Annotated in this window: 27 protein-coding genes and 2 pseudogenes; 26 read left to right on the plus strand and 3 right to left on the minus strand. The window is 50.5% G+C overall.

Going from position 1 to position 24,631, the window contains the following annotated elements; genetic code table 11:
• Positions 1 to 69 precede the first annotated feature (69 nt).
• On the minus strand, positions 70 to 264 hold the full coding sequence (locus tag JZI27_RS21175) for a DUF378 domain-containing protein (RefSeq protein ID WP_122910211.1): 195 nt from the start codon (positions 262 to 264) through the stop codon (positions 70 to 72).
• Between the two features lie 186 nt (positions 265 to 450).
• Between JZI27_RS21175 and JZI27_RS21180 the strand changes: the two genes are divergently transcribed.
• From JZI27_RS21180 to JZI27_RS21205, 6 genes and pseudogenes are all read left to right on the plus strand, one after another.
• A complete protein-coding gene (locus JZI27_RS21180) occupies positions 451 to 1,395 on the plus strand; it encodes a phosphate ABC transporter substrate-binding protein (RefSeq protein WP_280209156.1) in 945 nt (314 codons plus the stop codon).
• A 93-nt stretch (positions 1,396 to 1,488) separates the two neighbouring features.
• Positions 1,489 to 2,430, plus strand: a complete 942-nt coding sequence (gene pstC / locus JZI27_RS21185) for a phosphate ABC transporter permease subunit PstC (protein ID WP_251243633.1) — start codon at positions 1,489 to 1,491, stop codon at positions 2,428 to 2,430.
• Positions 2,427 to 3,317, plus strand: a complete 891-nt coding sequence (gene pstA / locus JZI27_RS21190; RefSeq protein WP_122910214.1) for a phosphate ABC transporter permease PstA — start codon at positions 2,427 to 2,429, stop codon at positions 3,315 to 3,317. The genes pstC and pstA overlap by 4 nt, the downstream gene beginning before the upstream one ends.
• A 15-nt stretch (positions 3,318 to 3,332) precedes the next feature.
• Positions 3,333 to 4,106, plus strand: coding sequence for a phosphate ABC transporter ATP-binding protein PstB (gene pstB, locus JZI27_RS21195; RefSeq protein ID WP_251243632.1), 774 nt, complete (start codon positions 3,333 to 3,335; stop codon positions 4,104 to 4,106).
• Positions 4,107 to 4,531: 425 nt separating this feature from the next.
• The gene (locus JZI27_RS21200) at positions 4,532 to 4,804 is read left to right on the plus strand and encodes a LysE family translocator (protein ID WP_481752837.1); all 273 of its coding nucleotides are present in this window, start codon (positions 4,532 to 4,534) and stop codon (positions 4,802 to 4,804) included.
• 28 nt (positions 4,805 to 4,832) lie between these two features.
• A pseudogene (locus JZI27_RS21205) lies at positions 4,833 to 5,514 on the plus strand (B3/B4 domain-containing protein).
• A gap of 20 nt (positions 5,515 to 5,534) precedes the next feature.
• On the opposite strand, the gene JZI27_RS21210 reads toward JZI27_RS21205, so the two are convergent.
• Positions 5,535 to 7,553 (minus strand): methyl-accepting chemotaxis protein, encoded by a 2,019-nt coding sequence (locus tag JZI27_RS21210; RefSeq protein WP_280209159.1) that lies wholly within the window; start codon positions 7,551 to 7,553, stop codon positions 5,535 to 5,537.
• A 220-nt stretch (positions 7,554 to 7,773) separates the two neighbouring features.
• Here JZI27_RS21210 and pstB (JZI27_RS21215) point away from each other — a divergent pair, with 220 nt between their 5' ends.
• The 5 genes from pstB (JZI27_RS21215) to JZI27_RS21235 all read left to right on the plus strand — a co-directional run bounded on the left by pstB (JZI27_RS21215) (position 7,774) and on the right by JZI27_RS21235 (position 11,867).
• Positions 7,774 to 8,526, plus strand: a complete 753-nt coding sequence (pstB, locus tag JZI27_RS21215) for a phosphate ABC transporter ATP-binding protein PstB (RefSeq protein WP_122910220.1) — start codon at positions 7,774 to 7,776, stop codon at positions 8,524 to 8,526.
• A gap of 190 nt (positions 8,527 to 8,716) precedes the next feature.
• Positions 8,717 to 9,109, plus strand: coding sequence for a hypothetical protein (locus JZI27_RS21220; RefSeq protein WP_280209162.1), 393 nt, complete (start codon positions 8,717 to 8,719; stop codon positions 9,107 to 9,109).
• Between the two features lie 6 nt (positions 9,110 to 9,115).
• Entirely contained in the window at positions 9,116 to 9,715 is a 600-nt protein-coding gene (locus tag JZI27_RS21225) for a gluconate 2-dehydrogenase subunit 3 family protein (RefSeq protein WP_280209164.1), read from the plus strand.
• 52 nt (positions 9,716 to 9,767) lie between these two features.
• A complete protein-coding gene (locus tag JZI27_RS21230; RefSeq protein WP_251243691.1) occupies positions 9,768 to 11,342 on the plus strand; it encodes a GMC family oxidoreductase in 1,575 nt (524 codons plus the stop codon).
• A 189-nt stretch (positions 11,343 to 11,531) separates the two neighbouring features.
• Positions 11,532 to 11,867, plus strand: a complete 336-nt coding sequence (locus JZI27_RS21235) for an ArsR/SmtB family transcription factor (protein WP_122910223.1) — start codon at positions 11,532 to 11,534, stop codon at positions 11,865 to 11,867.
• Between the two features lie 16 nt (positions 11,868 to 11,883).
• Here the strand turns inward: JZI27_RS21235 and JZI27_RS21240 are convergent, their stop codons facing one another.
• Positions 11,884 to 12,135, minus strand: a complete 252-nt coding sequence (locus JZI27_RS21240) for a glutaredoxin family protein (RefSeq protein WP_280209167.1) — start codon at positions 12,133 to 12,135, stop codon at positions 11,884 to 11,886.
• A 210-nt stretch (positions 12,136 to 12,345) separates the two neighbouring features.
• Here JZI27_RS21240 and JZI27_RS21245 point away from each other — a divergent pair, with 210 nt between their 5' ends.
• The 15 genes and pseudogenes from JZI27_RS21245 to JZI27_RS21315 all read left to right on the plus strand — a co-directional run.
• On the plus strand, positions 12,346 to 12,519 hold the full coding sequence (locus JZI27_RS21245; protein ID WP_122910224.1) for a gamma-type small acid-soluble spore protein: 174 nt from the start codon (positions 12,346 to 12,348) through the stop codon (positions 12,517 to 12,519).
• A 240-nt stretch (positions 12,520 to 12,759) separates the two neighbouring features.
• Positions 12,760 to 13,473, plus strand: a complete 714-nt coding sequence (locus tag JZI27_RS21250) for an HAD family hydrolase (protein WP_280209170.1) — start codon at positions 12,760 to 12,762, stop codon at positions 13,471 to 13,473.
• A gap of 15 nt (positions 13,474 to 13,488) precedes the next feature.
• The gene (locus JZI27_RS21255) at positions 13,489 to 14,331 is read left to right on the plus strand and encodes a MurR/RpiR family transcriptional regulator (protein ID WP_280209172.1); all 843 of its coding nucleotides are present in this window, start codon (positions 13,489 to 13,491) and stop codon (positions 14,329 to 14,331) included.
• On the plus strand, positions 14,328 to 15,083 hold the full coding sequence (locus JZI27_RS21260) for an MBL fold metallo-hydrolase (protein WP_280209207.1): 756 nt from the start codon (positions 14,328 to 14,330) through the stop codon (positions 15,081 to 15,083). Before JZI27_RS21255 ends, JZI27_RS21260 begins: the two co-directional genes overlap by 4 nt.
• Positions 15,084 to 15,104: 21 nt before the next feature.
• Positions 15,105 to 16,697 (plus strand): ABC transporter substrate-binding protein, encoded by a 1,593-nt coding sequence (locus tag JZI27_RS21265; protein ID WP_280209174.1) that lies wholly within the window; start codon positions 15,105 to 15,107, stop codon positions 16,695 to 16,697.
• A gap of 15 nt (positions 16,698 to 16,712) precedes the next feature.
• Positions 16,713 to 17,657 (plus strand): ABC transporter permease, encoded by a 945-nt coding sequence (locus JZI27_RS21270; protein ID WP_280209175.1) that lies wholly within the window; start codon positions 16,713 to 16,715, stop codon positions 17,655 to 17,657.
• A 5-nt stretch (positions 17,658 to 17,662) separates the two neighbouring features.
• Positions 17,663 to 18,481 carry an ABC transporter permease gene (locus JZI27_RS21275; protein ID WP_280209176.1) on the plus strand — a complete coding sequence of 273 codons (819 nt, stop codon included), beginning with the start codon at positions 17,663 to 17,665 and terminating at the stop codon, positions 18,479 to 18,481.
• A gap of 12 nt (positions 18,482 to 18,493) precedes the next feature.
• Entirely contained in the window at positions 18,494 to 19,477 is a 984-nt protein-coding gene (locus JZI27_RS21280) for an ABC transporter ATP-binding protein (RefSeq protein ID WP_280209178.1), read from the plus strand.
• The gene (locus JZI27_RS21285) at positions 19,474 to 20,454 is read left to right on the plus strand and encodes an ABC transporter ATP-binding protein (RefSeq protein ID WP_280209180.1); all 981 of its coding nucleotides are present in this window, start codon (positions 19,474 to 19,476) and stop codon (positions 20,452 to 20,454) included. The genes JZI27_RS21280 and JZI27_RS21285 overlap by 4 nt, the downstream gene beginning before the upstream one ends.
• Complete coding sequence (locus JZI27_RS21290) at positions 20,451 to 21,263, plus strand: metallophosphoesterase (RefSeq protein ID WP_280209182.1); 813 nt, start codon at positions 20,451 to 20,453, stop codon at positions 21,261 to 21,263. The genes JZI27_RS21285 and JZI27_RS21290 overlap by 4 nt, the downstream gene beginning before the upstream one ends.
• A gap of 162 nt (positions 21,264 to 21,425) precedes the next feature.
• Positions 21,426 to 21,812: a holo-ACP synthase gene (acpS, locus tag JZI27_RS21295; protein WP_280209184.1), complete on the plus strand. Its 387-nt coding sequence runs from the start codon at positions 21,426 to 21,428 to the stop codon at positions 21,810 to 21,812.
• A gap of 236 nt (positions 21,813 to 22,048) precedes the next feature.
• Positions 22,049 to 23,089 carry an outer membrane lipoprotein-sorting protein gene (locus JZI27_RS21300; RefSeq protein WP_122910234.1) on the plus strand — a complete coding sequence of 347 codons (1,041 nt, stop codon included), beginning with the start codon at positions 22,049 to 22,051 and terminating at the stop codon, positions 23,087 to 23,089.
• Positions 23,090 to 23,261: 172 nt separating this feature from the next.
• A complete protein-coding gene (locus JZI27_RS21305) occupies positions 23,262 to 24,059 on the plus strand; it encodes a hypothetical protein (protein ID WP_280209187.1) in 798 nt (265 codons plus the stop codon).
• A 162-nt stretch (positions 24,060 to 24,221) separates the two neighbouring features.
• A complete protein-coding gene (locus JZI27_RS21310) occupies positions 24,222 to 24,419 on the plus strand; it encodes a hypothetical protein (RefSeq protein ID WP_148038774.1) in 198 nt (65 codons plus the stop codon).
• A pseudogene (locus JZI27_RS21315) lies at positions 24,407 to 24,628 on the plus strand (amidohydrolase family protein); the annotation flags it as partial. The gene JZI27_RS21310 and the pseudogene JZI27_RS21315, both read left to right, overlap by 13 nt.
• Positions 24,629 to 24,631: the final 3 nt, after the last annotated feature.

The following is a 24,631-nucleotide window of genomic DNA, read 5'->3' on the forward strand; positions in this document are numbered from 1 at the left end:
ATGGATACGAGTACAAACTTTCGGATATCCTCTAACGCAAAAAGGCCCAGAGCTTCGCTCTGGGTTTTCTTAGGCGGGCTCACGTTCGCTGAATAGGAACTTGATGGAGTAAATACCTGCCAGACCTACAATCGTATAGACAATTCGGCTTACAATCGAATAATTGCCGCCAAACAGCGTGGCGACCAGGTCGAACTGAAAGAGCCCGATCAATCCCCAGTTAATAGCTCCAATGATGACCAGAATCAAGAACAATTTATCCATCCTACCACCACCCTAGCCCAAGAATAGTAGTAAGTTGCCCCTATTTTGGTTTTTTCATAAGCGAAATCAGGACGATCTTTAAGAAAGCTTAACAATCACAACACAATACAACAACATTCGCGCTGTAAACTTTGTAAGTGAAAAGACCAAAAAAAACTCTACTTTAATGGGGAGGATTTTCATCCAATGAAAAAACTCAGCAAAATGTTTATGGCACTGACCGTTGTGGGCGCATTGCTCGCAGGCTGTGGGAGTAATAGTGCAGCTCCGACGCAACCACAACAGCAATCTGGTACAGCGACTCCAGCTCCGGAAGCGAACTCTGGTAACGCAGGGACTGAACAAACTAGCAATGAACCGATCACAGCGGTTGGATCTACTGCTATGCAACCATTGATTGAACAAGCAGCAAAAGACTTCATGGCGAAGAATCAAGGCCTGCAAATTCAAGTTCAAGGTGGCGGTAGCGGTACCGGCTTGAGCCAAGTAGCGAGCGGCGCTGCTACAATCGGTAACTCTGATATTTTTGCAGAAGAGAAAAAAGACATTCCTGCTGCTGAGCTGGTAGACCACAAAATCGCAGTTGTCGGTATGGCTGCAGTTGTGAATCCAGAAATCAACATTGATAACCTGACAAAACAACAACTGATCGATATCTTCAGTGGTAAAGTGACCAACTGGAAAGAGGTTGGCGGTCCAGATCAAAAGGTAACACTGGTTAACCGTCCAAAATCCTCTGGTACTCGCGCAACCTTCAGCAAATTCGCACTTGATGGAACAGAAGAAGCAGAAGGCATCACAGAGGATTCCTCGGGTACTGTACGCAAAATCATCTCTGAAACACCTGGTGCGATTGGATACCTGGCGCTGTCCTACATCAATGATTCTGTAAAAGCGTTGAAACTCGATGGCGTGGAAGCAAACGGCGAAAACATCGCTACGAACAAATACCCAGTATGGGCGTATCAACACATGTACACCAAAGGTGAGCCGACTGGAAGCGCAAAAGCTTTCCTCGAGTTCATGCTGACTGAAGAAGTACAAAAGAAAACCGTTACTGATCTGGGCTTCTTGCCTATCACAGACATGAAAGTAGATCGCGGTGCAGACGGAAGCGTAACGCAAAAATAAACAGCACGCAAGCGGTAGAAGCGAAATGAGGGGTGGGGGGCGCTTACCCCTCATTTTGCTGCTTGCTTAGCCCGTTTTTTCAAGGAGGAGATCATGAGCCATCGTTCTGACACTGAGCGTCAATCCGGGATTGCGCGCAAAATGCTGAGTTATAACAAACGTCAATGGACGGAAAATGTGACAGGCAAGGTCATCGCAACGGTATGTGCGGCTTTGCTGATCGTAGTGGTCTTGTCGATTACGTATTTCATTGCTTCAAAAGGATTGTCCACCTTTTTTGTAAATGGTGTCAGCATCACCGAATTTTTGACTCAAATCAAATGGGACCCTGAGGGTGAACCTGCAATCTACGGTGTTTTCCCGTTCATTCTCGGTTCTTTTCTCGTGACGACCCTGGCAGCTTTGATCGCTGCGCCGCTGGGAATTGGTGCGGCTATTTTCATGGTTGAGCTGTTTCCCAACTTCGGGAAGAAAGTACTGAAGCCTGTTATTGAACTTTTGGTAGGGATTCCATCCGTCGTATACGGCTATGTGGGACTAACCCTGCTCGTTCCGTTTATCCGTGAGCAATTTGATGTGCTGGGCTTTAGCTTGCTGGCAGGGGGACTTGTTCTTGCTTTGATGATCCTGCCTACCATCACCAGCGTGGCAGCCGATGCGATTGCTGCGGTGCCGCAGGATTTGCGCAATGCTTCGCTCGCGCTCGGAGCGACCCGCTGGCAGACGATCTGGAACGTCGTCCTTCACTCTTCATTGCCAGGATGCCTCACCGCTATTGTATTGGGAATGGCCCGTGCCTTTGGCGAAGCACTTGCTGTCCAGATGGTCATCGGGAACACAACCAAGCTACCGGGCAGTCTGCTTGATCCGATCAGTACATTGACAAGCGGTATTACCCTGAACATGGGGAATACGATTCAGGGAACCCCTTACAATAATGCGCTGTGGTCGATGGCGCTGCTGCTCTTGTTGATGTCGTTCGTCTTCATCATGATCTTGCGGATTATCGGTAGAAAAGGGCTGGTGAACAAATGAGAGCGAAAATCATGGATCGCGCAGCGACAGTCATCTTGACCCTGATTGCTGTTCTGATCATCGGTACGCTGGTAGGCTTGCTCGGGTTTATCCTGACTCAAGGCTGGCATAAGCTGAATCTGGATTTTCTCACCTCACCACCCGATATCGTCAACGCAGGCGGCGGGGTTGGACCGCAGCTGTTCAACTCTTTGTATCTGCTTGTTCTGACGATGCTGATCGCGGTACCGCTTGGCCTTGGAGCAGGAATTTATATGGCTGAATATGCACCGGATAACAAGTTTACGCAGTTTATCCGGATGAGTATAGAAGTGTTGTCCTCACTGCCTTCCATTGTCGTGGGTTTGTTTGGACTCTTGGTGTTCGTGAATATGACTGGATGGGGCTACACCCTGTTTTCTGGTGCATTAGCTTTGACCGTCTTTAACCTGCCTTTGCTGGTGCGCGTAACGGAGGATGCTATCCGCAATGTGCCGCGCAGCCAAAAAGAAGCCAGCTTGGCCCTGGGGATTACCAAATGGCGCACGATTGTATCCGTCATCCTGCCGGCAGCTCTACCGGGGATTCTCACCGGAACGATTCTTGCCGCCGGACGTGTATTCGGGGAAGCGGCAGCACTCTTGTTTACAGCTGGAATGTCTTCACCTAACCTGGACTTTACGAATTTTGCCCTGAACAGTCCTACATCTCCGTTAAATCCATTCCGTCCTGCGGAAACGCTGGCGGTGCATATCTGGAAGGTAAACAGCGAAGGCTTGGCGCCGGATGCACGCGACGTAGCCGATGGCGCTGCTGCTGTTCTGATTATCGCCGTGCTGATTTTCAATCTTTCGGCACGCTGGTTTGGTACGTGGATCTACAAAAAGATGACTTCAGGATCAAACTAGGAAAGGGTGGGAGTCATGACGGTAAGTACCTCGGAAGAGACAATCATTCGGACGCGCGATGTCTCCGTCTATTATGGAGAAAAACGTGCGGTGTCCAATATCAATATGGATATTAAACGCAATTCGGTCACTGCTTTCATCGGACCCTCCGGCTGTGGAAAGTCTACGCTGCTGCGCAGCATGAATCGTATGAATGACCTGGTTCCTTCCTGCCGTGTGACAGGGTCCATCACGGTCGATGGAACAGATATCAACAGTCCGAACGTGAATATTGAGGGGTTGCGTCAAGTAGTAGGAATGGTTTTTCAGCGTGCCAATCCATTTTTCAAGTCGATTTATGAAAACATTGCTTTTGCTCCGCGTTTTCACGGTTTGACCGATAATCGAAAGCTCGATGAAGTGGTGGAGGAGAGCTTGCGCAAGGCTGCGCTGTGGGATGAAGTCAAGGATCGGCTGCGTGAGTCCGCGCTCTCCCTATCTGGTGGTCAGCAGCAGCGGCTTTGCATCGCCAGGGCAATCGCCATGCAGCCGACTGTCCTGCTGCTCGACGAACCAGCTTCGGCACTCGACCCGATCTCTACGATGAAAATCGAAGAGCTGGTGATGACGTTAAAGGATGAGTACACGATTGTGATCGTCACGCATAACCTGCACCAGGCAGCGCGTGTCTCTGAAAAAACCGCCTTTTTCCTGTTGGGGGAGCTGGTGGAATACAATGATACCTCGAAAATGTTTACCTCTCCTGACCACGAGAAAACCGAAGCGTATATCAGTGGGCGTTTTGGCTGATTTTTGAGTAGCTGAATCGGAAAGGCTGTCGACAAATGGATCGACAGCCTTTTTGGTACGTTCGGAAAGTGTAAGTGCGATAAAGTGCTAAAAGACGACGGACTCGTTTAACCAAGCCTTTTTCAAGAGCTTTACAGAATGATTTGAAATGCTCGTAGATTTGTTTGTATTTGGGGGAGCTATTCGTAAATGCAAAAATGGTGGTTATCATGTTTTATCTCCCTGACATGTGCATTTTTTCAGTATTGTACCTTTTTTAATGTCAGTTTGAAATATATCATACCGTGTAAAGGATATCTGCTGTTGAGGAGGTTTGGTGCATGCTATGGAGTTTTCAACGATTTGGCTATTTGTAATAGCTGCTGCAACATTATTAATCATACCTGGACCAGCTGTGTTCTATATTATGGCAAGAAGTATAAGTCATGAATCCGAAGACAGCACTCTTTTTTTTAGCCTTCTTTCCGCAATTCATTACACCTACTGCTGGATCAGTCGCCGTACAATTTTTGCTTTTAGGGTCGATTTTTATTATGCTGGCTTTTATTAGTGATGGTCTGTATGCCATTCTTGCAGCAAGTATGAGAAAGTGGATTCTGGGTAGGAAAGCGAGCTCAAAACTGCAGAGTCGGATTACTGGTTATTTTTATATTGTGTTAGGGGTATTCTCCGCCTTTGCGAGCCCCTCCAAAACATAAATGTGAGGATGAAATGGAGAGATATGGTATGACTAGATTTATCATTGAAGATGATTTTTGGTCGTTATTCCCTCATGCCAAAATAGGCACTGTCATTTGCCGGGGGATTGATAATTCGATCAGGGACGTTGAAATCTACGAGAAGCTGATGCAGGAGGCAGAGAAAGAAGCCCATGCATTTTTAAGTATGGAGGATTTCAGCAGCAATCCAGTGATATCCGTTTGGCGAGAAGCTTTTCAGAAGTTCAAGACAAAGAAAGGGGCAAGGTGTTCCATTGAAGCTTTATTAAAAAGAGTGAAAAATGGCAATCAGATCGGAACAATAAACCCGCTTGTCGACATTTACAATTCCATCTCATTGCGCTACGCTCTTCCGTGTGGTGGGGAGGATATCGACACGTTTGCAGGCGATATCCGGCTTACGCTGGCAAATGGCAGCGAACCGTTTATTCCATTGGGAAGTGAAGAAAATGCTCCTCCATATGCAGGGGAAATTGTTTATAAGGAACTGGCGTGAAGCCCAGAGGACAATGCTAACAGAAAATACGAAAAATGCATTTCTCTGTATGGAATTAATCGATGAAACAAGAAGCGATGAGTTTCATATGGCCTTGAAAGAATTGTCTGATTTAGTGTCGCATCATCTTGGTGGCATTGTGAAGATTGAAGTGTTAGATATCCATCATCGGGAAATGACGATCTTTGGTTGATATCGAACATAAAAGCCCTCTTATGCAGAGGGCGTTTTTGTCGTCTGGAAGAAGCGAATCTCCTGCTCCAGATCTTCTACAATAAAGGTGAGCTTGCCGGAATCGTGGAGAAATTGCTGGGAGTACGACAGGCTTTCCTGATTGGAGGCTACGGCTTGCTGCATGCCGCCGATGACTTCCAAAGCAGATGCGGATAGCGCATCGACACGTTCCAGAATCAATTGGCTATGCTGGTGAATGTGGGTAGAGAGCTGATCGATTGCCTGAAATTGACCCGTGAGCGTATCGCTGATTTGCACGGTATTCGTGAAGGTTTCGGTAGCCTGCTGCAGGGTTTGGATGGCCTCCAGCGTGGCTGTATCCGTCGTCTGCATGCAGTGGGAGACATGCTCCATGCGCTTTTCGCCTTCCGCAATCACCTGCTGGATGCGGGAAGTAGCCGTTTCGGTTTGTGCACTGAGCAGTCCGATTTCGTCCGCAACTACGCCAAATCCCAGCCCCGCTTGTCCGGCTCGTGATGCCTCTATACGTGCATTGAGGGACAAGAGCTTGGTTCGTTTGGAAATGTCCAGAATCATGCCGGATATATCGCTAATATCCAGCATGCTTTCCTTCATGGCAGATACAGCAAGGAGTGACGTGCGCATATCCTCTGATATTTTCACCATTTCAACCTGCAATTGCTGGATGGAGTCTGATGCGCTGGAGGTTTGCTGCCGCGACTCCAGATTTTGCCCCACTGCGGTCTGCATCAGACTGGTGATCCGATTCATCTCCTGGGTGATTCCGTTTACATGCGTGTGAATCTCTGTAATTTGCGTTTGCTGTTCGTCCATCTCGTGGGACAACTGCTCGGTGACGTGTACGACTTCGCTTTGCACATCGTGGGAGCGGCGAGAACCCGCTTCTACATGCTTGGCCACCTGTTTGACATCCGAGATGACGTGCTGAATCTTGCTAATGATCGAACCAATCTGTCCGGTCATCCGATTGAAGCTGTCAGCCAATTGGCGCAGCTCGTCATTGGTTTGTACCTGCATGGATAAGGAAAGATTGCCGTTGCTGAAGGCGGTCATTTTTTGCTGCACTTCTTTGATCGGATTGACGATTTTGCGGACGAAGCCAAAGAGCAGCACGGCAAGTGCAGCGAGTCCAATCAAAGAGACAGTGAGAATCGTGAGCTGCAATAGCTCTACCTCTCGTTCGACCTCGGACACCCCCTGGGTGACGATGATTCCCCAACGGAGCCATGGGTCGTACTGATACGCGGCGAGGTAATCCGCCTGATCCAGAGTGAGCAGATCGATGCCCGATTTTTCTGCCATCACTTCCTGGACGACTGGCAGCTGATCCAGAGAAGGGCGTTGCAGCGCATAGTTTTTATCCGGATGGGCGACTAGTGTCCCCTTTTGGTCGACAATCATGGCGTAGCCGGTCTGCCCAATCTTGATGGTTCCGATGAATTCGCTCAGCTTGGGAACCGAGACAAAAGCGACGACAACCCCGGCGGTGTCACCGTCCTCTGTGAAGAGGGGCACTGACACGGCGATCTTGGGAAACTCAGTCTCGGAGAATTGAAAGACATCCGAAACATAGGCAGGCTGCTGAGACAACGCCAATGCTTGTGAATACCACTCCGATTCCCGCGGATCATAGGCATCAATGGGCGAGCTGGGAAATGTCACGTATTTCCCGTCTGCGGTAGCCAGCTGCAGCTCCGAAATGGTGGGATGCTGAGCCGCAAGATCTGTAAAAATGCCAAATACCTGACTGTTTGACACTTTGCTGTTTTTGTAGGTGGAAGCAAAGGATTGCAGTGTTACAACGATCGAATGAACGCGATTGCTGGCTTCTGCTAGCGTGGAGTGAGCTGCTTGAGAGAGTTGCTGTCTGGATTTCTCGTGGAGCATGGCATCGGATTGATTGCCGATGAAGAAGCCTGCGGTCACCATCATGCCGACCACCATAGCCAAGATGCCGAAGAACAGCCTGGTAAAAATAGAACGATAATGAATGGATGATTTCTTTGTTTGGGGCATCATCAGCTCTCCCTTATTCATGACAATACCTGTCTTCAGCCTTTATTGTAGGAGTCAGTAAGAGGAAGGTCGATAGATGGACGCCAACATTTACCTGATCTTAAACTTTCGGAAAAACTTTATCAAAACTTAATATTCTCCATACGGAAACACCATATTTCGCCGCTATAGTGGAGTAGCGAGAGCAAATTCTAAGCGACAACGAAGGAGCGAGAACCGTATGAGTGTCATTTCGGTGCGAGAGCTTAATCTCTTCTACGGTAAGCAGCAGGCCCTCTATGACATCAACCTGGATGTCGACTCCCATGCCATCACAGCGCTGATCGGACCATCAGGTTGTGGGAAATCGACTTTTTTACGTACGTTGAATCGAATGAACGATTCCATTGCCCATACAAAAATTACCGGATCGGTAAAAGTATTTGACGAGGATATCTACAGTTCCCAGGTCGATGTGGAAAGGCTGCGAAAAAATATCGGAATGGTGTTTCAGCACCCTAATCCTTTTCCGAAAAGCATTTACGACAATATTACTTACGGTCCCAAGCTGCACGGAATGAGTGATCGCAGCAAGCTTGATGAAATCGTGGAGTCCAGCCTGAAGGCAGCAGCTCTCTGGGACGAGGTGAAGGATGTTCTGAAAAAACCGGCGACAGGACTTTCCGGGGGACAGCAGCAACGTCTTTGCATTGCACGCGCACTGGCCGTTCAGCCGCAGATTCTCCTGATGGACGAGCCGACTTCCGCACTCGACCCGATTTCTACGGCAAAAATCGAAGAACTGTTGGAAGAATTGAAATCGACATATACGATTGTCATTGTGACGCACAATATGCAGCAGGCTGCGCGCATTTCTGACAAAACCGCGTTTTTCCTCAATGGTGTGCTGGTCGAGGTCGATCAAACACCGACAATCTTTCAGAATCCATCTGACAAACGAACCGAGGATTACATTACGGGACGTTTTGGCTAATCGCATACTGGCATGAAGCAGAGTTATTCCAGAGGTCTCGAGCTGACTGAGGAATGGCTCTTTTTTTGCGTGTAGGAAAAGATCGATGCAAAGAAGAGGAGAAATTCCCTCTATCCGTACAAAAAACAGAATAGGACACTCAGCACGCGGAGAAAATAGGCGCATCGCACCATAAAAGGAGGATGTTTCCATGTGGCATGGATGGCCGATTGAACGCGTGCTGATCTTGTTTGCAGGGATTGCGTTTGCGCTGTTAGCGGTACAGGTCACCCTTTTTCATTCGCGGCAAAATTTTCGACACTGGGCCATGTGGCTGCCTGTTATTGAGCTTCCTTTGTTTGCTGTTACCGCCATTGTCTTGTCCTTCTACAACGCAGGCTGGCTGCGCTGGGTATTTGCCCTGTGGATGCTGATGGGGATAGCTGGAGGGGTATACGGAGCCTATTTGCATACAGTGGGAGTGGGACAACGAGTAGGCGGTTACGGACAAAGCCAGAACTTTCTTGTCGGACCACCTGTCATCCTGCCTTTGTTTATGACGGCGCTCTCCGCATTGGGGCTCATCGCCCTGTTCTGGGGGTGATCGGATATGAGCAAAAATAGTCGCTATCCTGCTTATGACGTGTGGGCAGAGCATACGCATTGGGACGATCACACGAAGCAGGTCGTAGGCTCCAGGCGCTCGCCTCAGGTTGCCTATCAGTTTTTTAGCCATTCAGAAGGACTGCTGGTACAGACCGCGGCAAGTGAGCTGGTGAACGATCATCGTCTGGAGGTACTGACATTCGTCACGCAGCATCTCGACGAAACGTTGGCAAGTCCTATCGGAGAGGCACAGCGAAAGGTAGGGGTGCCTCCGAAAAAGCAATTGTATCGCTGGGGTCTTGCCGGTATCGAAGCGGAGAGTCAAGCCAGATACGGAACGGGGTACGTAGCGCTGAAAAAAGAAGAGCAGCAAGCTATTCTGCAGGAAATAGCGGCAGGGAGGACCAAGGCCAAGGAGGAGTGGTCACAGCTTTCACCAGTTGATTTTTTCAAACGTTTCCTGCGTGACGCCGTAGATGCCTACTATTCTCACCCGCTGGTCTGGTCGGATATCGGGTATGGTGGTCCAGCTTATCCGCGCGGGTATGTGCGTGTAGAAAAAGGGCTGACAGATCCCTGGGAGGCGAAAGCGGATGACAAATGACAGCGAATTGACGCATCACAGTGTTCACTACGATGGACATCATTCGAATCAAATGAGTCAGCGAAAGTATCAGGATGGGGCCGACGTCTGTATTGTCGGAGCAGGTGCGGCTGGGGGTGTTTTGGCGCATGAGCTGGCACAAGCCGGGCTCAAGGTCGTCGTCATTGAAGCAGGTCCATATTGGAATCCGCAGCTTGATTTTGCAAGCGACGAGCTCGCCATGCGCAGATTGGGCTGGCAGGAGACGCGCCTGGTTGATGGTCAAGATCCGCTTCGCCTTGGACATAACAACTCAGGTCGCGGTGTTGGTGGCGGCACGGTGCATTTCACGGGTGTTTTTTTGCGCCTGCACGAGAGCGATTTTATGACCAGAACCATAGATGGGGTCGGTGAGGATTGGCCGATTCGCTATCAGGATCTGGCTCCTTATTATGACAAAATCGAGCGGGAAATCGCTGTCTCCGGTCCAGATCATTTTCCCTGGGGAGCGTTTCAGGGGCCGTATCCTTACCCGGTACGGGAGCCGATCAGCGCCAATGCACAGCTCTTCCGCGAAGCTTGTGAAAAGCTGGGGATGGAAAGTGTCGTTGCACCTCTGGCGATATTATCTGGCCCGTTCGACGGGCGTCCGCCCTGCATCAATCGCGGCTTTTGCAATCAGGGATGCATGCCAAATGCCAAGTACAGCGGGTTGATTCATCACATCCCCAAAGCCATTCAGGCAGGGGCGGAAGTGTTGTCTGACTGCATGGTGACGGAGATTCTGATGAATGGAAGCCGGGTGAGCGGTGTTGTATTTTCGCATCATGGACTGACTTACCGACAAAAGGCGCGGGTAGTGATCCTCGCAGGATTTGTCGTCGAAACTCCCCGCTTGCTTCTCCATTCCGCAACGCCTCACTTTCCGGACGGATTGGCCAATTCCAGCGGATGGGTAGGCAAGGCCATCATGCCACACTCCAGTCACGACGTGTACGGACGTCTTCCGGAAGAGGTGCGCTTGTACAAGGGAACTCCTGTGCTTGCATTGACTCAGCATTATTATGAAACGGACCGGGATCGGGGATTTGCTAGGGGATACACCTTGAGTGCGCACGGGTCAAGACCTGTATCCATGGCGGGGGCCATCGCGGCAGAGCGGGAGGACGGCACGTTTTTGTGGGGGCAACAGCTGCGTGAAGCCATGCTGGATTACAATATGTACGCCCGCATTACATTGGTTGGAGAAGTACTTCCACACCCGGAAAATGCCGTTACACTGAGCGGCTTGAAGGACGAGTACGGGATGCCGATTCCGAAGGTGAGCTTCAGCTATCAGGAAAATGATAGGAAGCTCTACAAGCACGCGATTGGTGAAATGAATCGGCTGATCGGGGCAATGGGGGGAACGCCTGAGCATGTGGTTTCGGATACCGCTCATTTGATGGGGGGATGTCGAATGGGGAGGGACCCGCAGACGTCTGTTGTCAATGAGTACGGACAGACACACGATATTCCCAATCTTTTTATTGCAGGAGCGTCCACCTTCGTCACTTCCGGGGGGGCCAATCCGACAAACACAGTGATGGCGTTAGCTGCGCGGACGGCCGACAAGCTGATCGAAGCCATGCAACTTCGTGAAGTATAGCTTGTTCACTTTCTCCAAAAAGGGATTTTATACGCGATCTGCCCTTACGCACCAAGATTTTTTCTCCACGAAAACAGCAATATGGTTTATGGATTCTTATGGAAGTTTCGTGAACCTATCTTCCCCTACTAATATGGCGTATAGTATACTGAGAGTCAGATATGCAACGCAAGGCAAAGGTGGGTTCATATGGAAGCGGATTTGATGCAGGTTTTGCTTTTGTCGGAGGTTTACAAGCTGCTTGGCGACAAGACTCGCTTGACGATCATGGCTCTCTTGCAGGCACAGTCTCTTTGTGTCCGTGATCTCGTGGAGATTCTGCAGACGTCCCAGCCATCTGTCTCCCAGCACCTGGCAAAGTTAAAGACACATGGACTGGTGAAAGAGCGAAGAAAAGGACCTTGGGTGTTTTACTCCGTCAACTCAGAGTGCTCCCCGCAAGTCAAACAAATTTTATCGAGCTTGCCAGATATGTCAACGGTCGTCAAACAAAAATCAGCCGAAAGCGCTCCCTCGTTCGGCTGAGTCGGAAAGCGTTGGATCACGAGAGATCCAGCGCTTTTTTTATTTGTTCTTTATCGAATCCATGAATGACAACTTCTTCACCGTTTTCTTTTTTAATCCATGTTACGGGTGTCATGCTGGCTCCGAGATTGATTGCTTCCTGGAAATATGCTTCGTTCTTGCGGATATCTCTGTCCTCAAAGGGGATATTGTGTTGGTTCAACCACATTTTCTCCTCTTGGCAAGGACCGCAGGTGGTCTGCGTGTACACAATCACGTTTTGCGCCATTTTCCCTTCCTCCTTTCCTGATGTCGTACTCCATAAGAGTATTTCTCCTTTTTCAGATAAAAACCCTCTAGCTCCAACACTTTGCCCTGCTTGGCCCATGAGCCGTACCAAGCAAAAGGCAAGTGGGATTGTGGAAAAAAAAGGGCAGGATAAGGCACATGCTCATGGTGCAAATTATATACAGTGACATCGAGGAGGTGAGTTGGAACAATGGCTAAGCAAAACAAACAAGCGATGAGACAAGCTCAACAACAAGCGCAACAGCAAGCTCAAAACGCTGCTGCAACTGAATTTGCGAGCGAGACGAACGTGTCGGAAGTACGCCGTCAAAACCAGCAATCTGCTGCGAAGTCTGCGCAACAATCCGGCCAACCTACTGAATAGAAACGGGTAAAACGAAGGGCTCACCCATTGTCATGATCAGACAATCGGGGATAGCCCTTTTTTATTTGAATGGCTGGACAACCAGCCTTTTTTTATTGTGAACATCCCAATCACAGAAATTTACGAATTCAACAATTTGCGTTAATGCTGGACTCATACTCGTTCTCTATGATGGCTTTGAAGGAAATAAATCACAACCGAAGATATGAAGGAAATCCTACGAAAGAGAGGTTATACAGCATGATTCGATTTATATGGTTCGATCTTGGATACACGCTGGTAAGGATGAACAGGGAAGAGGTCTATCAAAAGGTGCTGGAGGATTTTGACGTATACCGCAGTGTGGAGGAAATCGCGCTTGCCTACCATCGGACAGACAAGCTGTTTATGCGAGAGTACCAAGGTGTCTTGGGAAAAGATAGCAGAGCGTTTCTTCCTTGGTATGTCGGTGCGTTGAACTACAAGCTGCGGCTTTCTCTTCCGATCGAGGATGTGGTTCAGGTGTATCGGCAGAGGGCCAGCGAATACCCGTTGCAGTGGACAGCTTACGAAGGGGCAAAAGAGACGCTGCAGGGGCTGAAAAATCTCGGCTATCAGCTCGGCTTGATTTCCAACTGGGATCAAACGGCCAGGCAGGTGCTGAAAAAAAACGGGCTGGACGAGGTGCTGGATGAAATCGTCATCTCCTCGGAAGTAGGGCTGGAAAAGCCTGATCCGGGCATCTTCCGGCTGGCGATGGAAAAAGGAAACGTGACATCCAATCAATCGCTGTATATCGGGGACAACTACTACGACGATGTAATTGGCTGCCAAAAGGTCGGCATGCACTGCCTGCTCATTAATCCATACGGAAATTGCGGTGTAGAAGAATTGACGTATCAGCCGGTTATTCGCGGCATTCAAGATGTGGCAGACTACCTCGGTCATCCGCAGCAGCAGCGTGAGGTCAATTAACAGGAGAGAATTGCAATGACGTTTGTAGAAAGAATACAGGAGCATTTTGACTCCTTGAGTGCCGGCCAGAAAAAAGCCGCTCATTATATTCAAACCAACATGCAGGATGCTGTCATGCAGTCGGCGCACAAGATCGCCAGACATTCAGGGGTTAGCGAAGCGACGGTCCATCGCCTGGCGCAAGCCCTTTCCTATGCCAGCTTCTCCGCTATGCTTCAGGACCTGCGGCAATTTGTACTGAAGGATCAGCGAGCTGTGAGAAATTTCATGCTGTCTACGAGCCATCAGGAGGATTCCTGGCTGGAGAAGCATTTTCAGCAAGAGATCGATAACCTGCATGAGACGATGGCGCGTTCGAACAAGCTGCACATCCATCAAGCTGCTCGCATGCTGCTGGAAGCGGATCGCATCTGGGTTGTGGGATGGCGGATGGGCTTGTCGGTCACCTCGTACCTGAGCTTTGTCCTGAAGTACATGCTGGGCAACTGCGAATTGATCCCGCAAGGAGGTGTTGCGGAATACGCGACCTACATAAAGCCGAATGATACAGTGTTTGCCTGTGGCTTTCCGCGGTATTGCTCCCGGACGCTAAAGGTGGCTGCACTCGCCAAGGAAGAGGGAGCGAGGGTCATTGCACTTACGGATTCCGAGCTGTCACCATTCGCGAAGCTCGCGGATCTGACGCTGCTGGCTTCTGGTAAATCGACCGGGTTTTTGGATTCGTATACGGCTTCCTTGTCAGTGGCCAGTGCGATCATTAACGAAATCTCGTATTTGGAGAAAGCGCGCGTGCAAAGCAATATTGAGAAGATGGAAATGATGTTCAAGGAATTTCAGGATCATTTCGAGTGGAAATGAAGCTGGGAAAGGAACGTTGGATGAAAGTGACAGTCATCGGTTGTTGGGGGGCTTACCCCGAAAAGAATGAAGCGACCTCAGGATACCTGGTCGAATGCGGCGGGAGTAGGATTTTGTTGGATTGCGGCAGCGGTGTGCTGTCTCGTCTTCAAAATCACTGCTCACTCGAAGAACTGGACGCCGTCATCATTACCCACACACACGCCGATCATATCGCGGATGTGTACAGCCTGGAATTTGCGATTCTGATTCTTACCCAAATCGGCAAACGGACGAAGCCGCTTGATGTGTATGTGTATGGTGCGGAGCCGGACAGCTTGCCATTTTGCTTCCCTCAGTACGTGCGTGTACATTCGATCCGCCTTGGTGTGCCACTGGAGATCGGCACGGTGACGCTCACATTTTCAGAGAATGTTCACGACGTACCCTGCTGCGCGGTCCGACTGTCTTCTGACGGAAAGACGCTTGTGTATTCTGGCGATACCGGCTATTACCAATCATTGATCGATTTTGCGCGCAATGCCGATGTGCTGCTGATTGAAAGCAGCTTTTACGATTGGCAGAAAGGAAAGATGGACGGCCACTTGACGGCTGGAGAAGCGGGGGAAATTGCTGCTTTGGCTGGGGTCAGACAATTGGTGCTGACACATTTTCCCCATTACGGCGACCTGCAGCAATTGGCTGAGGAAGCAGCACGGCAGTACGACGGACAAATCCATTTGGCTTATGGCGACATGAAAATCACGATGTAAACCTGGAAAGGGGTTTTTCCCATGTTGAAAATCAGGAAAACGTTCGTAACAGGCTTCTCTACACTGGCGGTATTGTCGATGGTCATTTCCGGCTGTGGCAGCAGCGCTTCCCCTGCTCCGGCAGCGTCAGGCACTGCGCAAACAACAAATGGCAACTCACCGGCGCAAGACAGCAGCTCTATGGAAAGAGTGGAGGGAGGGACTGTACGAGTCGCGATGTCGACGGAGCCGGATAATCTTGATCCGTATCTGTCTGCTGCAACAGACACCAGCTCGATGATGGACAACGTATTCGACGGGTTGTTCGAGGCAGGAGAGAACAGTGAGCTGGTTCCTGCCGTGGCAGAATCGTATCAGATCTCCGAGGATGGCTTGACCTATACCTTCAACATTCGGAAAGGGATCAAATTCCACGATGGCTCGGATTTGACTGCCGAAGACGTTGCGTATTCGTATGCAAAGCTGTCGGGCTTAAACGGCAAGGAGCCGCTTTCTTCGAAGTTTGCTGTGATCGAAAAGATTGAAACACCAGATGACTCCACGGTTGTGGTCAAGCTCAAGGCAAAGGACGCAGCGTTCTTGGCTGCCAACATCGTGGCTATTGTGCCGAAAGATTATGAAAAGCAGAGTGAAAAGCCGATCGGTGCAGGTCCGTTCCAGTTCGTCTCGTACGCGCCTGGCCAGCAGCTTGTTCTGGAGAAAAACGACCAGTTCTACGATCAGGAGCGGAAGCCTGCGCTGGATCGGGTAGAGTTCAAAATCATGCCGGATACGAATTCTTCCGTGCTGGCTCTGCAATCCGGCGATATTGACATGATTCCGGGCATTTCCGCGCAAGGCGCGCTGCAGTTGGGAACGGGATTCCAAATCGTCTCTGGTCCGCAGAACATGGTTCAGTTGATGGCGTTGAACAATACGGTCAAGCCGCTGGATGATGTCAGAGTGCGTCAGGCGATCAACCATGCGATCGACAAAGATGTGATTATCCAGACAGTCGCAGAGGGCAACGGGGCAAAGCTGGGGTCCAATATGAGCCCGGCCATGAAAATGTACTACCAGGAAGGATTGGAGAATCGCTATCAGCCAGATGCCCAAAAAGCGAAGGCGCTGCTCAAGGAGGCTGGCTACGAAAACGGCTTTAAGCTGACGATTACGGTTCCTTCCAACTACGCCTTCCATGTCGATACGGCACAGGTCATTGCCGAGCAGCTTAAAGCGGTAGGGATTGACGCTCAAATTAAGCAGATCGAGTGGAGCAGCTGGCTGGAAGACGTCTACAACAACGCCAAGTATGAAGCGACCATCGTCGGTCTGACAGGTAAGCTCGATCCGCATGAAGTCCTGGGCAGATACGAGACGACCTATGGCAAAAACTTCTTCAAGTTCAGCAACGCCAAGTTCGATGACATCGTCAATCGCGCGCGGACAGAAATTGACGTGACCAAGCGAGCTGACATGTACAAGCAAGCACAGACCGTCCTCACCGAGCAGGCAGCCGCTGTTTACATTATGGACCCTAGCCGCTCCGTTGCGCTGAAGGAAAATTTGCACGGCTTCACCATGTATCCGGTGCAAAAATACGATTTCGCCGCGATGTACTTTTCCAAGAAGTAAACGAGGGGTGCCGAAGTGAGATTTTACATCCGGAAGCTGGCTACTTTACTTTCCACTGTCTTGCTCGTCTCGGTCATTACGTTTCTCGTCTTTCAAATCCTGCCGGGTGACCCTGCCGAGATCGTGCTCGGCGTGGACGCAGACCCGCATCAGCTCGCTGAATTGCGCAAGACCATGGGGCTGGATCGACCTGTTGCAGAGCGTTATGCGTCATGGGTCACGGACACAGTGACCGGAGATTTCGGTACTTCGCTCCGCTATCAGCGTCCGGTGGCGGACATTGTGGCCGAACGATTGCCGGTTACGCTTTCCCTTTCTGTGATGTCCGTGGGGTTGACCTTGTTAATCGGTCTGCCCCTCGGCATCTACATCGCGCGAAAGGATGGTCAGCTCTCCTCCATGCTGTTGTCTGTCTTCACGCAGCTCGGGCTGGCGGTCCCTTCTTTTTGGCTGGGATTTATTTTAATTCTGGTGTTCTCGGTCACCTTCAAGCTGTTTCCCACTTACGGCTATGTTCCATGGAGCGAAGATCCGGTGGGGGCATTCAAATCGATGTTTCTGCCTTCGCTTGCCCTTGCGATTCCAGGCATCGCGGTCGTGATCCGGTATTTGCGCAACACCCTGCTGGACCAGTTTCGCATGGATTACGTGCGAACGGCCAGAAGCAAAGGCTTGCGAGAAAAGAGCATCATGTACCGCCATATTTTGCGCAACTCCCTGATTCCGGTACTGACGATTGTCGGTTTGCTGATCGCAGACACGCTGGGAGGCAGCATTGTTGTAGAAAATGTTTTTGCTCTTCCGGGGCTGGGCAATCTGCTGATTACTTCGATTGGTACGCGTGATCTGCCCCTGCTGCAAACCCTTGTGCTTTACATTGCGATTATTGTGGTTTTGATCAACTTTGTCGTCGACATCCTGTACAAGGTGATTGATCCGCGAATTCGATTGAAAAGGTGAACGAGATGAGATGGAAACAGCTAGTCCGCAATAAGCCGTTCATGATCGGCGGTTGCTTGCTTGTTTTACTCTTGGGACTGATGGTGACAAGTCTGTTCTATACCCCGTACGGTCCCAACGATATGAATACGGCAATGCGCCTAGCGCCACCACAAGCCTCCCATTGGTTTGGAACGGATAATTTCGGGCGGGACATTTTCAGCAGGATTATGGAGGGGTCACAGACGTCCTTTGTGATCGGAACCGCCTCTGTCGCCATCGGCTTGGTCATTGGACTTTTGATCGGTGCCATCGCTGGTTATTGGGGAGGGTGGATGGACGAAATTTTGATGCGGATCATCGACGCGATGCTGGCATTTCCCGGCATCCTGCTGGCGATCATGCTCGTTTCCGTATTCGGTCCGGGGTTCGGCAATACGATCGTCGCGCTTGGAATCATGAGCATTCCGGCGTTTGCAAGAATTGCCCGCAGCGGCTTCATTCAGTACAAGGAGTTCGCTTTCGTAAAGGCGGCGAAAGCCAGAGGCGCGAGCTCGCTGCGCATTATTTCCCGGCATATTCTGCCCAATATGGCATCACCGCTTATCGTGGCCTCCACCATGCGGTTTTCCGGCTCGATTCTGGCCGAAGCAGGTTTGAGCTATCTGGGATTGGGCGTTCAGCCTCCCGATCCTAGCTGGGGCCGCATGCTGAGCGAAGCACAACCCTTTATTATCAACGCGCCGTGGTACGTGTTTATTACAGGGGCAGTCATCACGGCGATGGTTCTCGGATTCAATCTGCTTGGCGACGGGATTAGAGACGGCTTTGACAAGAAGCGCTAGGAGGGACGCACAATGGCAAACACGCTGCTCGCGATCGATGAACTGGATGTGGTGTTTACAATCGGAGGGAAGCAATATCCGGCGTTGCGGCAACTGAGCTTTGAGGTCAGGGAAAAGGAAAGGGTTGGCATTGTCGGAGAATCTGGCTGCGGGAAAAGTCTTACTTCCTTGTCCGTCATGGGTCTTTTGCCAGAGTCGGCCGCGATTACGCGGGGACAGATCAGTTTGGCAGGAAAAACACTGTCGGCCGGGTTGGGGGAAGAATGGCATTCCACCAGAGGCAGGCAAGTCGCGATGATCTTCCAGGATCCCATGACGGCGCTCAATCCGCTCATGCCGGTAGGAAAGCAAATTGCAGAAATGGCCTTGACCCATCTAGCCGTCACGCGGAAAGAAGCAAAGCAAATGGCTTTGGAGATGATGGCAAAAGTCGGACTATCCAGGATCGAACAGCTTTACGGGGAATATCCGCATCGGCTCTCCGGCGGCATGATGCAGCGTATGATGATCGCGATGGCCTTGATTTGCCAGCCCAAGCTACTGATCGCAGACGAGCCGACAACGGCGCTTGACGTTACGATCCAGGCACAAATTCTGGCCTTGCTCGGAGAGATGAATCGGTCTACGGGAACGGCGATGCTGTTCATCTCTCATGATTTGGGCGTCATCCGCGAGGTGTGTGAGCGAGTCATCGTGATGTATGCGGGATATATCGTGGAGGACGCTCCCGTTCAGGATATTTTGGAAAATCCGAAGCACCCGTATACGGCTGCTTTGCTTCAGGCGCTGCCGAGTGTGGAAAAGAGAGGGCAAGCGCTCTACACGATCCCGGGACGAGTTCCGCCGCTTACGGAGCGGGGAGGAGGCTGTCCATTCGCAGGTCGCTGTCCGAGAGCTTCCGGCATTTGCCATACGATCACGCCCGAGCTGGATACAGGCATGGATGGTCATCGGGTGCGCTGTCATCTTTATGTGGAAGGGAGACTGTGCGGATGAGCGAACCACTAATCCGGGTAGAAGAGCTGACGAAACATTATTACCTCCCCAAAACGAAGCTGCTGGAAAAGCGGAATGCCGTACGTGCGGTTGACGGGATCTCGTTCGATATCGCAGAGGGCGAGATATTTGGACTCGTTGGCGAGAGTGGCTGCGGCAAGTCCACGACAGGTCAGATGATCGTGCAGCTGGTGAAGGAAACGCATGGTGGCATCTATTACCGAGACCGGCAAATCAACGCATTGTCTGCAAACGAAATGAAGGCGCTCAGGCGGGAGCTGCAAATCGTATTCCAGGACCCGTCGTCTTCACTAAATCCAAAGAAGACGATTGGCTGGCTGCTGGAGGAGCCGCTTGTGATTCACGGTGTCGCAGACAGGGCCAAGAGAAGGGAAATCGTGCTCAAGACGCTGGAGCAGGTCGGACTCGGTGCGGATTACCTGAAGCGGTATCCCCATGAATTAAGCGGCGGGCAGAAGCAGCGCGTGGGCATTGCTGCGGCACTTGTCCTGAAGCCGAAGTTCATCGTCATTGACGAGGCGGTATCAGCATTGGACGTGTCGGTGCAATCGCAGATTTTGAATCTACTAAAGGAGCTGCGTGATAAGCTTCGGTTGACCTATCTGTTCATCTCCCACGATCTGAATGTCGTACAGTATTTTAGTGATCGGGTAGGCGTCATGTACCTAGGGAAGCTGGTTGAAATTTTTGATGTCAGTACATCAGCAGTCGGACCGCTGCATCCGTATACGAAGGCGCTGTTCTCAGCAATTCCCGATGTAAAGGGGACGAGGGAAAGGGTACTGCTGAAAGGTGACGTTCCCAATCCGATCCATCCGCCTGACGGATGCGCCTTTCATCCGAGGTGTCCGCTTGCCGTGGACAGATGCAGCCAGGAGCGGCCAGGTTTGCAGAAAGTAGCTCCACGTCATGAAGTCAGCTGTCATTTATTCGAGGAGGGGGACTTTCCTTCATGAAACTAGGAATCATCTCGGATTTGCACGTCGATCTCAATGAGCTACCCGGTGAACCGCTTGTAGAGGAGGCCTTGCTGGAACAAGCCGTCCAGAGCAAACTGGATGGCTTGATCATTGCTGGAGACATTTCCAACGATGTTCACCGAAGCCTGGAGGTTCTCGAAATGCTCCAGGAGCAATCCGGCATTCCTGTCTTATTCGTACCAGGCAATCACGATTATTGGAGCAAGGACAACGGGATTGCGGACACGTGGGAAATCTATCGGAAATTTCAATCGTATACAGGCTGTTTGAGCGAAAGACCGTACACGCTCGAAAATGGATGGGTGGTCGTCGGCAATTCGGGCTGGTACGATTACTCGATGGGCGAGCCGGGATATACGTTTGATCAGTTTGAACAGATGCATGCAATGGACAGAACCTGGCAGGATAGCATGTATGTGCGGTGGGGCATGAGCAACGGCGATATTCACGGGTATTTTTACGAGCGCATGGAACAAGAATTGGCACAATACCGCGACAGGCCCGTCATCATGGTGACGCACATGCTGGCGCATCCTTATTTCAAGGTGCCGATGCCACACCCGCAGTGGTCGTATTTCAACGCCTTTTTGGGAAGCGTAGACTACGCTGAGCTGTACAGAAAATACGGTGTGCGCTATGGCATCATGGGCCATGTTCATTACCGCAAGAGACATGTCGAACAGGGGACAGAAATGATCTGCGCCTGCCTCGGCTATCGAAAGGAATGGCGGAATACGTCTGTTGCGGCAGAGCTTCGTGAATGTCTGCAAATCATTCAGCTTTAAGGCATCTTTGCGGTTGACTGTATCGACATTCGAGCTGATCGCGACAGGCTCCGAAAAACGAGAAGTCATGAGATGTCGTTTTTTTCGTTTTGCTTGTCAAGAATGAAGAGAGAGTGATACGGTTTCATCAGAAGGCTGAAACAAGCAAGGGGCGTTTGAAGCATGATTGTCGGAATTGGTATAGATCTCGTAGAAATCGAACGGATTGCCGCGTTGATGAAGCGACAATCACGTGCACTGGATCGTATGTTAACCATTCAGGAGCGGAGTCTGCTGGAAGGGAAATCAGAAGGGCGACAGATTGAATTCGTCGCGGGTAGATTTGCAGCCAAGGAGGCGGCCTCCAAAGCTTTGGGGACTGGGATTGGAACGGTAATCAGTTTTTTGGATATGGAGGTCCTGCCCAATGAATCAGGGAAGCCGGAGATGAAGATCAATCCGGAGGTTTTCCACAGGCTGGGCATGGACCCATCGCGAATTCGCGTTCACCTGAGCATTTCACACAGTACGTATCAGGCAATGGCACAGGTACTTGTAGAAGAACTGTAAACTTGTCTGCATAACGGGACGAGGATGGACATACATTTATATCGCGTAGATCAGGAGGGACTACCTGCTCTGGTTCAGAGTAAGTCTTTTGCCGATTGAAGCGATATCGCGTCCCAATATGTAGAAAAGAAGCAGACACGATGTTCGTCTTTGTCGCGGGGGACTGACAGATTTCCCAGGAAATAGACAGGGGTGCCCTTCTTTGTCGAATAATTTGACAAGGAGGAATTCATTCTATGAAACGAGCAGCTTTTCCACTGGTGTTATTGATGGTCTTCACTCTGCTGCTCGGCGGCTGCTTTGGTCAAAAGACACCAGAAGATGTGGTGGGTGACTTGAGTGGTACGCTGGACAAAATGCAAGGCTACAAGTCACAGGCAGTGTTGACCATGCAAACCGGTTCCACCCCGATGGAGTACGATGTTCAGGTTTGGTACGAAAAACCGACCAATTACCGAGTGGCACTTACCTCCAAGCAGCGTGGCATCACCCAGATCATCCTGCGAAATGACGAAGGAGTTTTCGTTCTCACACCACATCTGAACAAGAGTTTTCGCTTCCAGAGCGGTTGGCCGGAAAATAACGGCCCACTTTACCTCTATGAGACGCTGGCACGCAGCATCATCGATGATACGGATCGTCAAATGCAAATGGATGACAAGCAGTATGTGTTTGAAGTCAAGGCCAATTACAGCGGGAATCGCTCGCTGACCAAACAAAAAATTTGGTTGACAGAAGATTTCAAACCGACACACGCAGAAATCATGGATTCCAGCATGAATCCATTGGTGAAAATCGATTTTACCGAATTTGTGTTCAATCCGTCGTTTGAGAACAATGCTTTTGACAAGGATCACAACATGAGCACCAGTTCTCTGCCATCTGTGCCGACGATGGGGCAGGTTGGCGGTGGGGCTACACAGGAGCAGCCTTCCAGCCAGTTTGGCGTGATTGTTCCGACTTATGTGCCAGATGGTGTACAGCAAGGAGACATCGAGCCTGTGACACGCGATGGTGAGCGCACAGTGGTTCTCATGTACAAGGGAGCTTACAACTACAGGCTGATTGAAGCCCGACCTACAGCGGCCACCGTCTCTTACGAACAGGGAATGCCTGTTGACCTTGGCTTCACGATCGGTGTCTTGACCCAGACAGTCGACAGTCAGAGATATCTGACTTGGGAGCTGGATGGCGTGGAGTTTACACTTACAGGAGATTTGCCTGAAGAAGAAATGGTGAAAGTAGCGCAATCCACCTATGGAGTAGGCGGAAAATAAGAATGGGAGAGGGGACGGTATGCGCCGTCCTTTTTCATTTTGCAATTCCCACATCGATTCCGCTGTTTTCCCTTTAGTTTTCCATCATTCTCAAACGTGAATCTAAAAATGCTCAGCTACACTAGGTCTTGTACCAAGGAGTACATAACCTGAAGTGAAAGGATGAGAGAATATGTTGAGCAAAGCGAAAATGGGAATGCTGTTCGGATCTATGGCAGCGGTGCTTAGCCTGGGTGTGCTGGGAAGCGCCTATGCAGCAGATGCGGATCAAGCAAAAATCAATTATACAGCAGAAGGTAAACAAGGCTTTGGTATAGGAAAGATGGGACATCATGGATTTGGAGGCGGATTTGCGGTAAAAGAAAACGCCGACCTGCTCGCCCTGCTGAATCTGGATGCGGAAGAGCTGCAGGAAGCGCTGAAAGCAGGCAAATCGCTGGCTGAGGTAGCGGAAGAACAGGGTGTAGACAAGCAGGAAGTAGTAGATCTGCTTCTGGAGCAACAAGCAGACAAACTGGCTGAAGCAGTCAAAGCAGGCAAGCTGACGCAGGAACAGGCTGATAAGATGAGTGAAAACGCCAGCGAGCGCATCCAGGAGCAAGTGGAAAACACACATGCGTGGAAAGGAATGGGCAAGGGCTTTGGGGGCTTCGGTCAAAGCGAGGAATTGCTCGCGCTTCTGGATATGGAGGCAGCCGAATTGCAGGAAGCGCTGAAGGCAGGCAAGTCTCTTGCAGGGATCGCAGAAGAACAAGGTGTAGACAAAGACGATGTGATCGAATTGCTCGTACAGCAACAAGCAGACAAACTGGCTGAAGCAGTCAAAGCAGGCAAGCTGACACAGGAGCAAGCTGACCAGAAGCTGGCAGAGAGTAAAGAACGTGCCTCCAAGATGGTAGAAGGCACATTCGAAAAGGGAGCTTTCCCCGGCAAGAAAAAAGATAGCGTTCAAGACAATCCAACCGCGTAGTCAACAGGGATCTCGGAGCAAACTAGCTTCCGAGATCCCTTTTTTTTCACGTCCCCTGTCTACCACCTGTGGACCTTTCTGAAAGAAACATGCATAGTTGGGGGATATGTATGAAGGTAGGGAAGTACGGTACGTGAATGAGAGGAAGAGGTGAGCACAGCTGTGAAATATACAACTGAGAATTTGCGCAAACGAATTGCCGTGTCGGCAGGCAGGGCAAAGGCCGATGTCGTGATCAAGAATGGCACGATCATTGATGTATTTAATGGAGAAACATTTACAGGTGACGTCGCGATCGTCGACGGGGTCATCGCAGGAATCGGAGATTATGAAGGTGAGACGGAGCTCTGCTTCCCGTAGTGACAGAGCGCAATGCGCGCAGATGTCTTTTCGTAACGGATGACAAGCATCTGGATGAGCTGATGCTGGAGGGCAGCATTGACTGTCATGTGCGCAGGGCGATTCAGGCGGGCATTCCTGCACCTACGGCTATCGCGATGGCTTCACTCAATGCAGCGGAATGTTTTCGTTTGGCCAATCGTGGAGCTATAGCCCCAGGCTACATTGCCTTC

This window comes from Brevibacillus sp. AY1 (assembly GCF_029870785.1).
GTDB classification, from domain to species: domain Bacteria; phylum Bacillota; class Bacilli; order Brevibacillales; family Brevibacillaceae; genus Brevibacillus; species Brevibacillus invocatus.

Excerpts from the sequence above, each read along its gene's own strand:
- JZI27_RS21290 (WP_280209182.1), top strand. The coding sequence starts at position 20,451 with ATGAAACTAGGAATCATCTCGGATTTGCACGTCGATCTCAATGAGCTA.
- acpS (WP_280209184.1), top strand. The coding sequence starts at position 21,426 with ATGATTGTCGGAATTGGTATAGATCTCGTAGAAATCGAACGGATTGCC.
- JZI27_RS21240 (WP_280209167.1), bottom strand. The coding sequence starts at position 12,135 with ATGGCGCAAAACGTGATTGTGTACACGCAGACCACCTGCGGTCCTTGC.
- JZI27_RS21285 (WP_280209180.1), top strand. The coding sequence starts at position 19,474 with ATGAGCGAACCACTAATCCGGGTAGAAGAGCTGACGAAACATTATTAC.
- JZI27_RS21265 (WP_280209174.1), top strand. The coding sequence starts at position 15,105 with ATGTTGAAAATCAGGAAAACGTTCGTAACAGGCTTCTCTACACTGGCG.
- JZI27_RS21175 (WP_122910211.1), bottom strand. The coding sequence starts at position 264 with ATGGATAAATTGTTCTTGATTCTGGTCATCATTGGAGCTATTAACTGG.
- JZI27_RS21210 (WP_280209159.1), bottom strand. The coding sequence starts at position 7,553 with ATGCCCCAAACAAAGAAATCATCCATTCATTATCGTTCTATTTTTACC.
- JZI27_RS21275 (WP_280209176.1), top strand. The coding sequence starts at position 17,663 with ATGAGATGGAAACAGCTAGTCCGCAATAAGCCGTTCATGATCGGCGGT.
- JZI27_RS21280 (WP_280209178.1), top strand. The coding sequence starts at position 18,494 with ATGGCAAACACGCTGCTCGCGATCGATGAACTGGATGTGGTGTTTACA.
- JZI27_RS21200 (WP_481752837.1), top strand. The coding sequence starts at position 4,532 with ATGAATCCGAAGACAGCACTCTTTTTTTTAGCCTTCTTTCCGCAATTC.
- JZI27_RS21180 (WP_280209156.1), top strand. The coding sequence starts at position 451 with ATGAAAAAACTCAGCAAAATGTTTATGGCACTGACCGTTGTGGGCGCA.
- JZI27_RS21245 (WP_122910224.1), top strand. The coding sequence starts at position 12,346 with ATGGCTAAGCAAAACAAACAAGCGATGAGACAAGCTCAACAACAAGCG.
- JZI27_RS21250 (WP_280209170.1), top strand. The coding sequence starts at position 12,760 with ATGATTCGATTTATATGGTTCGATCTTGGATACACGCTGGTAAGGATG.
- JZI27_RS21235 (WP_122910223.1), top strand. The coding sequence starts at position 11,532 with ATGGAAGCGGATTTGATGCAGGTTTTGCTTTTGTCGGAGGTTTACAAG.
- JZI27_RS21260 (WP_280209207.1), top strand. The coding sequence starts at position 14,328 with ATGAAGCTGGGAAAGGAACGTTGGATGAAAGTGACAGTCATCGGTTGT.
- JZI27_RS21225 (WP_280209164.1), top strand. The coding sequence starts at position 9,116 with ATGAGCAAAAATAGTCGCTATCCTGCTTATGACGTGTGGGCAGAGCAT.
- JZI27_RS21255 (WP_280209172.1), top strand. The coding sequence starts at position 13,489 with ATGACGTTTGTAGAAAGAATACAGGAGCATTTTGACTCCTTGAGTGCC.
- JZI27_RS21220 (WP_280209162.1), top strand. The coding sequence starts at position 8,717 with ATGTGGCATGGATGGCCGATTGAACGCGTGCTGATCTTGTTTGCAGGG.
- JZI27_RS21300 (WP_122910234.1), top strand. The coding sequence starts at position 22,049 with ATGAAACGAGCAGCTTTTCCACTGGTGTTATTGATGGTCTTCACTCTG.
- pstB (WP_122910220.1), top strand. The coding sequence starts at position 7,774 with ATGAGTGTCATTTCGGTGCGAGAGCTTAATCTCTTCTACGGTAAGCAG.
- pstA (WP_122910214.1), top strand. The coding sequence starts at position 2,427 with ATGAGAGCGAAAATCATGGATCGCGCAGCGACAGTCATCTTGACCCTG.
- JZI27_RS21230 (WP_251243691.1), top strand. The coding sequence starts at position 9,768 with ATGAGTCAGCGAAAGTATCAGGATGGGGCCGACGTCTGTATTGTCGGA.
- pstB (WP_251243632.1), top strand. The coding sequence starts at position 3,333 with ATGACGGTAAGTACCTCGGAAGAGACAATCATTCGGACGCGCGATGTC.
- JZI27_RS21305 (WP_280209187.1), top strand. The coding sequence starts at position 23,262 with ATGTTGAGCAAAGCGAAAATGGGAATGCTGTTCGGATCTATGGCAGCG.
- pstC (WP_251243633.1), top strand. The coding sequence starts at position 1,489 with ATGAGCCATCGTTCTGACACTGAGCGTCAATCCGGGATTGCGCGCAAA.